Below are 12,130 nucleotides of genomic sequence, written 5' to 3'. Positions count from 1 at the left end.
TCAAAAATATATAATCAAATCAAGAACTAATTTACGTTAGGTTACATAGGCTTGTAGGTTGTCGGTTTCTCCCGTCCGATTTGATCGGAGAATCAGCAATCCGGCGACATCAAGATAGTGCGTTCCCCGATGATGCGCGCGACATGAAAAAATGCCTCGCCGCGCGACACCTTGTGTTCAGGACGAACTTTTTGTGCCCAGATCCAGCGAGCCAGTCTGCATCATGCCGCCACAGACATATCCACCATCAACGACCAGTGTTTCACCGTTCACATATCGCGCATCAGGCGAGCCCAGATAGGCAACTGCCGCCGCGATATCCGCAGGGTCGGCCATGTAACCCGCCGGAATCATCGGCAACAGGCGCGCAACCGTTTCTTCGGTATAGGTGCTTTCGGTGAGCGGAGTTGTAATGGCGCCCGGTGCAATCGCGTTTGCCGTGACGCCATGCGCCGCAACTTCAAGCGCAATCTGGCGTGTCAGCCCCACCAAGGCCGCCTTGGACGTGCCGTAAGCCGTGCGCCCGACCCCTGCGCGGATGCCGCTGACCGACGTGATATTGATGATCCTGCCATATCGCTGACGAACCATTTCACGCGCAGCAAGTTGCGCGCACAACATGCTGCCTGTCAGGTTGATAGCCATAACGCGGTTCCAGTCTTCCAAAGGAAAATCGAGGAACGGATTAATCCCGACGATACCCGCATTGTTCACCAGCACATCCACGCATTTGTCCCAGCGTTCCGTCTCGTCAAATGCCGCATTCACCGATGCCGGATCCGACACATCAAGCTTTTGCCCAAGCGCTGTACCACCTGCCGCTTCGATCTGCTTGACCGTATCGGCTATGCCTGTTTCGGCAATATCAGTGACAACAACCCTCGCGCCCAACTCCGCCAGCCGCAAAGCAATCCCCTGTCCGATGCCAGAACCTGCACCGGTGACAAGTGCCACGCCGAAATCGTCACGATCTCTCATTGGTGGTTTTGTCATGCTGTAATCCTTTCATAAAGTGTAACAACCGCCGCACCGCCCAGCCCAACGTTATGCTGGAGGGCAAGCCGCGCATTATCGACCTGCCGGTTCTCTGCCTTTCCACGCAGTTGGTTGGTCAACTCAAAACACTGTGCCAGCCCCGTAGCACCCAGTGGATGCCCCTTTGACAGCAGACCACCAGACGGGTTCGTGACGTATTTCCCGCCAAAGGTGTTGTCGCCATCATCGACCAACTTTTCGCCATCACCTTCGGCACATAGCCCCAGGGCCTCGTAGGAAATCAATTCGTTCTGCGCGAAACAGTCATGCAATTCGATCACGTCGATATCGTCAGGACCCACGCCCGCCTTTTCATAGACCATGCGCGCGGCATCACGGCTCAGCCTGGCGCCAACCACTTCGATCATGTCGCCGGTTTCAGGGTCCAGCAGTTTATCCGTTGTCATTGCCTGCGCGCGGATTTGTACAGTTGTATCAAGGCCCATTTTTTCAGCGAACCCTTTGGACACCACAAGCGCCGCCGCAGCGCCGCAGGTGGGCGGACAAGCCATTGGCCGTGTCATTACACCGGGCCAGATCACCTGCGCACCCATTACATCCTGCGTGGTCATCTCCTTGCGGAAAACCGAGAGTGGGTTGTTCGCGGCATGGCGGCTAGCCTTGGCCCGAATTTTGGCGAATGTCTCCATCTTCGTACCAAATCGTTCCATATGCGCCTTGCCCGCACCGCCGAAATACCGAAGCGTCATCGGCAGATCGACGTCCCCTATCAGCCGGTCCGTGGCGGCATCAAATTCCGCCAGCGGTGACGGGCGATCGGGAAAGACAACACCCAACGCACCGGGGGCCATCTGTTCAAAACCCACCGCCAGCACACATTCTGCCACACCGCTTTCGACAGCCTGCCGTGCGAGGAAAAGCGCTGTTGAACCGCTCGAACAATTGTTGTTCACGTTGATAATCGGGATGCCCGTCATGCCCACGCGGTAAATCACACGCTGCCCGCTTGTGCTGTCGCCGTAAACATAGCTGGCATAGGCCTGTTGCACGTCTTCGAACGCGATACCGGCGTCATCCAGTGCAAGACGGATCGCCACCTCGCCCATCTCGTCGTAAGGTGCCGATGCGCCCGGTTTTGCAAAAGGGATCATGCCGACACCGGCAATAATGGCAGTCATTTTGGGTCTCCTTTTTTATGGTTTTTCGAATTGTGTATCGGGGTCGGTCAGCATCTGGCGCAACTCTGTCTTAAGTATTTTGCCGTAGCTGCTTTTGGGCAGTTCGAGAACAAAGCAATAGGCCTTGGGTCGCTTGAACCGCGCTATGTTATCCAGACAAAAACGGTCCAGCGCCTGTGCGGTCACGCCCGGCTCTGCCACGACAAACGCGATGACTTCCTCGCCCCATTCGGCCTCCTCGCGGCCAACAACATTAGTTTCGACCACGCCGGAATGACGCAGCAGCACCTCTTCGACCTCGCGCGGATAAATATTTGACCCGCCAGAAATGATCACGTCCTTGGACCGGTCCTTGAGCGTCAGGAAACCGTGGGCGTCCACGCTGCCAATGTCGCCGGTATGGAGCCAGCCGTCCCGCAAGGCTGACGCCGTTGCCGTTTCATTGCCCCAGTATCCCGCCATCACCACATCGCCACTGACGATCACTTCGCCCGCGACATCTGGGGGGCATTGTGTGCCTGTTTCATCCACCACACAGACCGTGACGCCGGTGCGTGGAATGCCGACGGATCCCAGCCAACTATCCGGAATTTCCCAGCTCAATATATGCGGTGGTAGATAAGTGATCGTACATGGTGCCTCGCCTTGTCCGTATCCGATCCAGATGCGGTTGCCCAACAGCGCCATCGCCCGGCGCAGGTCTGCGACATAAATCGGCGCACCGCCGCAGAACAACAGATCAAGGTTTTCGATGGCCGCCGTGTCAAGCGCAGGACAGGCCGTCAGACGCGTCAGCATCGTGGGTGCGACAAAAAAAGATGAATGGGGATATTCATGCAGCAACGTCACGATTTCATGCGGATCGAATCCACCGCTTTGCGGCACAACATTCGCCGCGCCCCGCTGCGCAAACGGTAGCATAAACAGCCCTGCCGCATGAGACAGCGGTGCCGGATGCAGCGCCGCCGACATTTCCGTAACCGGACACATATCGGCCAGAAAACTCGTGGTCATGGTCCAGAGGTTGCGGTGGGTCAGTATCGCCCCTTTCGGGCGGCCCGTCGTGCCGCTGGTATAAAAAATCCATGCCGGATCGGTTTGCGCAGCGTGTGCAGGCTGCAAATCCGCTGACGCTTGTAACGCCGCATTATATTCCGGTCCACCGACCGCAATGACTGCTGAAAACCCTTCGACGTCTTCCGGCCGGTCGGTAAAGGCAAGTGCGGCATCACAGTTAGCATGGATATAGGTCACTTCGTTAGGGTGCAGTTTGGCATTCAACGGAACGGCAACACATCCGGCAGTCCAGATGGCAAACAGGATCTCGATATATTCGGGCCGGTTGCCCATGAAGATCAGAACACGGTCACCTTTTACCAGATTGCGCTGTTTCAGCGCAGCGGCCAAGGCCGCGCTGCGGTCCTGTAATTGGGTGTAGGTGCTGAACGTCGACAACCCCAAGCAGACGGCAGGTCGATCGCAATAGGCGCGCGCGGACTGTGTCAAAATGTACGCGATGTTCATAATTCTGCTCCCTAAATTCTGCGCGCTTGCCCCTGCCAGAACGTATCCCTGATGTCCTTTTTGCGCACTTTCCCAACGGGGCTGCGCGGCAGTTCATCCCAGAAGTCAACCGTTTTGGGGGCCTTTACGCTGCCAAGGTTTTCCTTGCACAATGCAATGATTGCTTCGGGTTCCACCGTTGCATCGGGTTTGAGTTCGATCACCGCCTTGATCGCTTCACCCCATTTTTCGTCAGGCACACCGATCACCGCGCAATCCTGCACGGCAGGATGCGACCAGATCACCTGCTCGACTTCCGAGGGATAAACGTTGAAGCCGCCCGAAATGATCATGTCTTTCTTGCGGTCCACGATATAAAGGTAACCCTCGTCATCCAGATACCCGATGTCGCCGGTATGGTGCCAACCGAACTGGGAAACCTCTGCGGTTGCTTCGGGGTTTTTGTAATACCCCTTCATCACCAGATTTCCGCGCACAACAATTTCACCATGCTCACCACGCGGCATAATGTTACCGTCATCATCCATGATCGCCATCGGTGTCAAAAGTGCGGGCCTGCCGCAACTTGCAAGCCGGTGTTCGCGGGCCGGATCTCCGATAACATTGTGATCCTCTGCCGTCAGCAGCGCGCAGAACATCGGCGATTCTGCTTGTCCGAAACACTGCGCCATGACCGGCCCAAAAATCTTCAGGCATTGGCGCAGCTTGTCAATGGCCATAGGTGCGGCGGCATAAAGAAAGAACCGCAATGACGGAAAGCTACGTTGCGCAACTTCCGGTTGCGACAACAGCATGTAAACGGCGGTCGGCGGCAGGAACAGATGGGTCACTCCCTCGCTTTCAATTGTGTCTAGAACGTTGGCGGCATCAAATCCCGGCAGGATGACGCTGCGCGCACCAGCGGCCATCAACGCAATGGCAAGCACCCCTGACGCGTGGGTCATAGGCGTGATCAGCAAATGCACAGGGTCAGGTCCGGCATCAAAACTGGCATAATAGTTCGCGATTAGCGTGGTCCAGTTCAACTGCGTCAGCATGATCCCCTTGGGCCGCCCCGTTGTCCCACCAGAGGATAAAATTCCGACAAGATCATCAGGGCCAAGCGGCACATCGGGATCGGTTGAAGGGGCCGCGGCCATCCAGTCTTCCAGCCATGGTGCCGCGCCGTCTTGTTTATCCAGACAGATGAATTTTTGTATCTTTGGGCAAAGTTCACGCAATTGTTCCAGCGCCGGTGCAAGATCGCTGTGATAAAACAGAATCTCCACATCATTATGATCCAGGATATACGCGTTTTCTTCTACGCCGTTCTTGGCATTGACGGGAACCCAGATCGTGCCGGCACGAAACAAGCCCAGCATAACTTCAAGGCCGCTCACGCAGTTGGGGCTGTAAACGCCGGCCATCTTGTCGCGTCCGTACCCTTCGGCAGTGATGGCATTGGCGAAACGATATGTGCGTTCCTGAACTTCGCCGTAACTCCGGCCGATTTTAGCATCTTCCAAAGCGATCACGTTAGGGTTGATTGCGACACCCCTGTCGAAGAAATCGATCACACGCATAACGGTTTCCTATCTTGGTTTCCGGGATTTTCCCGCCTTGCCAGTCTGAACTCATACACTGATGAGCTTTTCGATCTCTTCGCGGTTGGCCAGCAAATCTGCTGTCGTGCCGCTCCACTGGACGGTCCCGTTGTCGACAACGTACTGTCGATGGGCCAATTTCATCGGCACGCGCAGGTTCTGTTCAACCAGCAAAAGCGTCATACCTTCTTCGTTGATCCGCCGCATCGAATCGACCAATTCATCAACGATCAGCGGGGCAAGGCCTTCAGTCGGTTCGTCCAGCAGCAACAGTTCCGGATTAGTCAAAAGCGCGCGCGAAATCGCCAGCATTTGCTGTTCGCCGCCCGAAAGCGTGTTTCCCGCCTGTGACGCGCGATCAAGCAGCACCGGAAACATTTCAAAAATCCGGGTTTCGGTCCATGCGCCAGTGCGTCCCATGACGGTTGCGATGCGCAGGTTTTCATGCACTGTCAGATTGTCAAAAATGCGCCTGTCTTCGGGGACATACCCAATGCCCAGACGGCCCAGTTGGTTCGGGAGTCGCGCGGTAACGTCGTCCCCTTTCCAGACTCTGCGCCCTGAAACCGGTTGCTTTAAACCGATGATCGTCTTGAGAATGGTGCTTTTGCCTGCGCCATTGCGCCCGATCAGCGAAACAACTTCGCCCTGTGCGACTTCGATCGACACGCTATGCAACGCCTGCGCCTTGCCATAAGTGACATTGCAGCTTTCCAACGCAAGCAGCTTCATTCCTCTTCTCCCAGATAAGCCGCTCGCACCTCGGCGTTTGCGCGGATTTCTTCAGGGCTGCCAGACGCCAGAATTTGCCCTTGAACCATCACGACCAAAGCACTGGAGACCCGCATTACAACGTCCATGTTGTGTTCGATCAGCAGCACGGTGCGGCCCTTGACGATCCGTTTTATCAGCTCCATCGCAGGCCCGATCTGGTCATGTCCAACACCGGCCAATGGTTCATCGAGCAACAGGACCGATGGGTTGCTCAGCAATGCCAGCCCGACTTCCAATGCGCGTTGATCGCCGTGAGACAAGGTTTCGGCGGGGCGGTGCGCCATCACCGTCAGGCCGATCTCTTCGAGAACGCTTTCGGCCCGTTCCCTGACTGCAGGAAAGCGGCCCGCCGGAAGCCAGAAGGGCTGCAACCTGTACAGATGCGCAAAAGCAGCAAGTTGAAGGTTCTCAAGCACCGACATGCCGGCGAAGATCTTGGTGATCTGGAAACTGCGGCCCAGACCGATGCGGGTCCGTTTATGCACCGACAGGCCCGTTACATCGCGCCCGTCCAGCATCACTTGACCACCGCTTAGCTTGGCATGACCCGAAAGCGCATTCATCAACGTGGTCTTGCCCGCACCGTTAGGTCCGATAATCCCGTAAAGCTGACCCGGCTGGAAGTCGAACGTCACACCGTTGACAGCTTTCAACCCGCTGAAGGAGACCTGAATATCGTTGCAACTCAATGATCCGGCAGTCATTGCATGTCTCCTTCGTCCTGATCACCTTGGAACATTCCGGCAATACCGTTGCGTAGGAAGATGGTGGCAAAAATGAACACCAGACCAAGGATGCCGTACCAATATTGGGTGATTTGGCTCAGTTCTTCTTTCAGTAATTCAAACAAGGCCACGCCAAGAATCGGACCTAGCAATGTGCCTTTGCCGCCCAGCACGGTCATGATCAAAACGTCGCCCGATGTGGACCAATGCAGCATTTGCGGAGAGATGTAGAAGATCAACGATGCCAGCAGGGCTCCTGCAACACCTGCATACGCACCCGAAACGATAAACGCCGATTGGCGCAAGCTATGGACGTTGTATCCGAGTTGCGCGGCGCGCACGTCGTTCGCCTGTACCGCGCGCAATGCCCGCCCGAATGGCGACCCACGCAGCAATGCCATCAGCGCCAGTCCGATCAGGAAAACCGCCACGATAAACCCATAATAGTTGTGGTTGTCGTAGAAATTGATCCCGAACAAGTCAGGCCGCGGCACGCCTGGAATACCGTCCAATCCGCCGGTGATTGCGCGCAGCTTGTTGGACGCAAGGATGTACATCATCTGCGCCAGGGCCAGTGTCAGCAGTGCAAAAAAAAGCCCCGAAACCCGAAGCGCAAAAAGCCCCATCAGGTAAGCCAGCACCGCTCCGACAATCGCCGCTGCAAAAAGGCCCGGTATAAAACCGACGCCATAGCTGAGGGTGAGGATTGTGAGCGCATAACCCCCTGCCCCGAACAACGCCGCATGGCCGAATGACAGCATACCTGTCACCCCGAAGACCAGATCAAAGCCGATTGCGAACAAGGCCCAGATCAGGATCAGGCTGACAAGGTTCACCCATTGCTCATCCTGCACAAAAAACGGAACGATAATCATAACTGCGATAATAATGCCCATCAGGGCCTGACCGATAATCCTGCGTGTCATGCCGAACGCCCCTTTGTGCTAAACAAGCCCGCAGGCCGGAACATCAGCGTTCCGATCAACAGGGCAAAGGTAAGTAGTTCGACCCATTCAGTTGCGTAGGTATATCCGGCCGCCCGCGTCATGCCCAACAGCAACGACGCAAGGATTGCGCCGCGAATGTTCCCAAGCCCGCCGATAATCACCACGACAAAACAGTCGATGATAACGCTGAATCCCATGCCCAGTTCGATCGGCACCAACGGTGCGCTAACCACGCCACCAAGAGCCGCAAGATACGCACCAAGCGCAAAGACGCCGGTGCGAACCCGGTTTACATTTACACCGAGTGTCTGAGCCATTTCCGGATCGGAACTGGCGGCGCGAATAATCATGCCCCATTTGCTACGGTCCAGCAGCAAGAACAGTGCCAGAGAAACCGCTGCACCAAAACCGATTACAAAAAGCCGGTATGACGGTATTTGACTGCCAAACATGGAAATCGGTGCCATGAAGATTTCTGGTGTCGGCACTTGCTTATAGTCAAATCCCCAGATCATCTTTGTCGCGTCGTCGATGACCAGAATGAATCCGAAAGTGAGTAAAAGCTGAAAAATGTGGTCGCGGTCATAGACCTGTTTCAGCGCCAAAATTTCGATCAGCGCACCAACACAGGCGACGATCAGCGGCGCAAACAGCAGTCCCAACCAGAACGATCCGGTCATATGAACAATTTGATACCCGACAAACGCGCCAAGCATATAAAGCGCGCCATGGGCAAAGTTGATCACCCCCAACATGCCAAAAATAAGGGTCAAGCCCGCTGCCAGCAGAAACAGCAGAAAGCTGAGACTCAGCCCGATCACGATAATGGACATATTCAGGGTTCCTCAGTTTCACCCCAAAAAAGCGGGCGACGCATGTCGCGAGGGAACAGCGCCGCCCAGTTCAGGGAGGATCGATTAACAGTCGCTAAACAGGCTATTTGCCGAAAACTCTTCGGTGATTTTCATGGTGAGGTCCGGCAATGGTGCCTCGCCCTTCACAACTTCACCCCAAAGACCGACCTGTTTGGCCTGATGGTCACAAGCGCGCATTTCCTTGCGCCCTTCGACCGAATTTTCATAGACCGATGTTTCAAATGCATCGACCCAGGTTTCCACATCCCAGCTGTCAGTCGCTTCGATGACATCCATCCACCAGCGAAGACCGTCAAATGCCTCGCCCGCGAAGGCCGAAGGGTAGTCACCGTTTGCGTCACGGTAGGCCGTCACGAATTCGGCGTTTGCCGGATTGTCGAGCGAGAAGTGATAACGCACGCCGGAGTTCACGCCCAATGCGGCCTCGCCTGTCGCGGCTGCAAAGATTTCATCCTGAAGCACGGGGCCGAACAGCACTTTGTTCTGACCCATCCCAACCTGACCTGCCTGCTTGCAGAAGGTGACGCCGTCATTGCCCGTTGCCACAACCAGAATACCATCGGCGTCCGAACGCGCCATCTTGTCGATGATGACCGAAAAGTCGCGGTTGCCAAGCGGGGCAAAGTCATTCCCGACGATCTCGACACCGGCGGCTTTTGCTTTTGCGGCAAAGTCGTCAAAGGCGCTGCGCGTGGCCTGATAATCAGCCGTGACCGCGTATACTCTCTTGATCCCGCGTTTCTTTACGAATTCAACACACATGTTCATTTCCATGGCCAACGTGTTGGACGTACGGAATGAGTAACGCGCACCGTCCATCTTGGTAATGCTGTCGTCTGCGGAAATCGTGACCAGATGCGGCACCTTGCGCTGTGTGGACAGGCTTTGCAGTGCCAGAGTCGACGCTGAGCTGACCGCGCCAAACATCAATTGCGTGCCTTCCGCCAACAGCCGGCTTGCTTTTTGTACGGCGGGCTGGGGTTTGGTTTCATCGTCTTCCCAGCTGAAGCGGACTTTTTTGCCCAACAATTCGCCACCCCGCATGGCCACGGCAAGTTCCGCGCCTTTGCGCATGTCATTGCCGATCAAGCCGTATGCGCCCGAGAAAGACAGAATGCCCGCAATGTGATAATCTTCGGGCGTTGCGGCCCGCAGAACCATTGGCGCAGGCAAGGTACTGGCCAAAGTTAGCGCCCCGGCGCTGCGTAGAAAATTCCGACGTTTCATAGTTTTCCTCCCGGTTTCACGCCCCAAGAAGTTTCTCCTGCAAGGCGAATGATGCGCTGCCCGGGATAAATCGTTCCCGGAAAAGCAGAATACTATCAGCAAGTTTGGCGGGTTTTATCATACGTCGGATCAGCAATCGGGCGGTAACAAATCATGGATTTGCAAATGGCGCAAAAGTGCATCTGATCGCGACCGTGTCCCTAACCCTCCCCCATCTCTTGCATCAAGCATCGCAGGGTTAGGACTGGCAGGGAATGTCCGAAAACGCCACAAATTTGACATTTTCTGCCAAATCGATATTATTTACCCATCAGTAGAATTTTGAGGTCATCGTCATGAAGGTGGGCTTGCTCCAAAACCTGCGTCTTCCCAAACATAGCATCCAGTTCATGTGTGACGTGCTGATCGAACACGGCATTGATCCTGACCCATTGCTCAAAGAAGCAGGTTTGCAGCTCAGCCTTCTCTCGGATCCATGGGGCACGCTGGACGGTATTCAGGAACTCACATTCCTGCGTGCCTTTTGCCGGAGTACAGCGCATATTGAAGGTGTCGCTTTTGTCACCGGTCTGCGTTACAGCCTGATCTCGTATGGCCCTATCGGGCTTGCCACGCTAGTTTCAGAGAATGTGACAGCGGGGCTGAGGGTTTTCACGCAAATGCAGGGGCTGGGATACGCACTGCTGGCATATGACATCACAGAGGACGATGAAGGTTTTGCAACAGGGTTTGTTGCCGACGACCAGTATGTACCGCCCGATCTTCTGGATTTTGTTCATGAACGGCTGCTTGGGTCCGGCCCGACCTTCTTCCGGGACCTGCGTCAAGAAAACCTGCCCATCCGTCTGATCGAATGCCCGTTGGACCGCCCGAAAGGCTGGATGAACCTAGAAGCGCGCTGGCAAACCGAAATCGTGTATCGCGCACCGCGCAGTTGCATTCACTTTCATCCTGGAACAGGCGCGCTGAAACTGCCGCTGGCGAATGCCCTTCTTGCGGTAAACTATCGTGTTTTGTGCGAGAATATGCTTGAAACCGGCCCCAAGCATACCGGAACAGCAAATTCGGTTTATCAGGTGTTGATGCAGGTGCGCGGCGTTTTTCCCAATGCGCCGGAAGTGGCCGAAACGCTTCATTTGTCAGAACGCTCTTTACATCGAAAACTTGCCAGTCAGTCGATGAGCTATCGCCAGATTATCGATAGCGTGCGCTTGCGCCGCGCACGGGAGCTTCTTGATACATCCGACTTACCGCTGGCTGAAGTTGCAGATCGCCTCGGTTTTTCGGAAACTGCCAGCCTGTCGCGATTTTTCCGGCGGGTTTCAGGGGATTCGCCGTCCGCATATCGAAAAACCAGCAAAGGGTTATTCGCCAGTTCACGTTAGGATTAGACGACGAGACGCTAACACGACCATATATCAGAACGGAGTGACGCCATGAACAAGTCCGATGACGAAACGCTCACCTTCAAAGAGATGGTCGGGAAATTCGACGTCACCCCCCGAACCCTGCGGTATTACGAATATCTCGAACTTCTCAAACCCACGCTACAAGGGCGTGAACGAAGTTATGATCGCAAACAGATCGCGCGGTTCAAGCTGATCTTGCGAGGTCGTCGGTTCGGAATGAAGCTTGAAGATATAAGAGTTTGGTTAGAAATATATAAAAACAGGGGCTCAAGAGCGCAGCTTCGCGAATGGGCAAGGATATCAAAAATCCTCGAAAATAAGCTTCGCGCCGAGATAAAAGAAAGAGAGGAAGCTCTGGCAGAATTACGAGAAACCTCAAAGCTCGCCAATGAATTGAATTTCAAAAAGTGATCCCGAAACCCAACGCACCGACCAAATAGATGGCTGGTTGATGCAAACACCCATAATTTGGAAGCGAATGGATGGAGCTAGCTCTAAAACACAATCGACAAAGTGCTGGGACGTAAAATTCGCTTTTACAACATACAGCGGGTCCCTGCGCATTATTTGCCATAAGCGCGCTTATGCGTGTTTCTGCCCACATTCCAGGCAAATACTAAGTTGCAATCCGCCACATTCGAAACCGCCCCAGCCCTGTCACCTCACGAACCAAGTCCTTTTCCTCCATCAAGGCAAGGTTTCGCTGCACGGCTGCGCGGCTGGAACCAATCTGGGACTCAGCCATTGGAGCAGACACAAGGGGCCATTCTGCAAAGAGAGCTCGTAAGGCGGGAGGGGTTTTGCCGTGTGAACAGGCATGCAATTTTGACCCCGTAGCGGGGTGATCGGCATCCAAAAATGACCCCCTTACACTGATGTGGATAATGCCCCC

11 protein-coding genes and 1 pseudogene are annotated in these 12,130 nt (G+C 55.0%); 2 read left to right on the top strand and 10 right to left on the bottom strand.

The window, feature by feature from the left end; genetic code table 11:
* Nucleotides 1-177 precede the first annotated feature (177 nt).
* The 9 genes from PVW51_RS16185 to PVW51_RS16145 all read right to left on the bottom strand — a co-directional run bounded on the left by PVW51_RS16185 (nt 178) and on the right by PVW51_RS16145 (nt 9,931).
* Entirely contained in the window at nt 178-954 is a 777-nt protein-coding gene (locus PVW51_RS16185) for an SDR family NAD(P)-dependent oxidoreductase (protein ID WP_269347655.1), read from the bottom strand.
* A gap of 35 nt (nt 955-989) precedes the next feature.
* Nucleotides 990-2,174, bottom strand: a complete 1,185-nt coding sequence (locus tag PVW51_RS16180; RefSeq protein WP_009808028.1) for a lipid-transfer protein — start codon at nt 2,172-2,174, stop codon at nt 990-992.
* Between the two features lie 15 nt (nt 2,175-2,189).
* Nucleotides 2,190-3,698 carry a class I adenylate-forming enzyme family protein gene (locus tag PVW51_RS16175; RefSeq protein WP_074647007.1) on the bottom strand — a complete coding sequence of 503 codons (1,509 nt, stop codon included), beginning with the start codon at nt 3,696-3,698 and terminating at the stop codon, nt 2,190-2,192.
* A gap of 11 nt (nt 3,699-3,709) precedes the next feature.
* A complete protein-coding gene (locus tag PVW51_RS16170; protein ID WP_067296559.1) occupies nt 3,710-5,260 on the bottom strand; it encodes an AMP-binding protein in 1,551 nt (516 codons plus the stop codon).
* A 51-nt stretch (nt 5,261-5,311) separates the two neighbouring features.
* On the bottom strand, nt 5,312-6,013 hold the full coding sequence (locus PVW51_RS16165; protein WP_176832926.1) for an ABC transporter ATP-binding protein: 702 nt from the start codon (nt 6,011-6,013) through the stop codon (nt 5,312-5,314).
* On the bottom strand, nt 6,010-6,759 hold the full coding sequence (locus PVW51_RS16160; RefSeq protein WP_064223626.1) for an ABC transporter ATP-binding protein: 750 nt from the start codon (nt 6,757-6,759) through the stop codon (nt 6,010-6,012). Before PVW51_RS16160 ends, PVW51_RS16165 begins: the two co-directional genes overlap by 4 nt.
* A complete protein-coding gene (locus tag PVW51_RS16155; RefSeq protein ID WP_082894733.1) occupies nt 6,756-7,706 on the bottom strand; it encodes a branched-chain amino acid ABC transporter permease in 951 nt (316 codons plus the stop codon). The genes PVW51_RS16160 and PVW51_RS16155 overlap by 4 nt, the downstream gene beginning before the upstream one ends.
* Nucleotides 7,703-8,560, bottom strand: a complete 858-nt coding sequence (locus PVW51_RS16150) for a branched-chain amino acid ABC transporter permease (RefSeq protein ID WP_064223625.1) — start codon at nt 8,558-8,560, stop codon at nt 7,703-7,705. The genes PVW51_RS16155 and PVW51_RS16150 overlap by 4 nt, the downstream gene beginning before the upstream one ends.
* 84 nt (nt 8,561-8,644) lie before the next feature.
* Nucleotides 8,645-9,931, bottom strand: coding sequence for an ABC transporter substrate-binding protein (locus PVW51_RS16145; protein ID WP_269367618.1), 1,287 nt, complete (start codon nt 9,929-9,931; stop codon nt 8,645-8,647).
* Nucleotides 9,932-10,164: 233 nt separating this feature from the next.
* On the opposite strand from PVW51_RS16145, the gene PVW51_RS16140 reads away from it, so the two are divergent.
* Both PVW51_RS16140 and PVW51_RS16135 read left to right on the top strand, forming a co-directional pair.
* Nucleotides 10,165-11,214 (top strand): AraC family transcriptional regulator, encoded by a 1,050-nt coding sequence (locus tag PVW51_RS16140; protein WP_089423652.1) that lies wholly within the window; start codon nt 10,165-10,167, stop codon nt 11,212-11,214.
* Between the two features lie 51 nt (nt 11,215-11,265).
* On the top strand, nt 11,266-11,649 hold the full coding sequence (locus PVW51_RS16135; RefSeq protein ID WP_064223622.1) for a MerR family transcriptional regulator: 384 nt from the start codon (nt 11,266-11,268) through the stop codon (nt 11,647-11,649).
* 205 nt (nt 11,650-11,854) lie between these two features.
* On the opposite strand, the pseudogene PVW51_RS16130 reads toward PVW51_RS16135, so the two are convergent.
* A pseudogene (locus tag PVW51_RS16130) lies at nt 11,855-12,043 on the bottom strand (helix-turn-helix domain-containing protein); the annotation flags it as partial.
* Nucleotides 12,044-12,130 lie beyond the last annotated feature (87 nt).

Source organism: Sulfitobacter sp. PR48 (assembly GCF_028807335.1).
GTDB lineage: Bacteria > Pseudomonadota > Alphaproteobacteria > Rhodobacterales > Rhodobacteraceae > Sulfitobacter.
The sequence above is the reverse complement of the archived record's forward strand: the minus strand, read 5'-3'. Positions and strand labels throughout refer to the sequence as shown.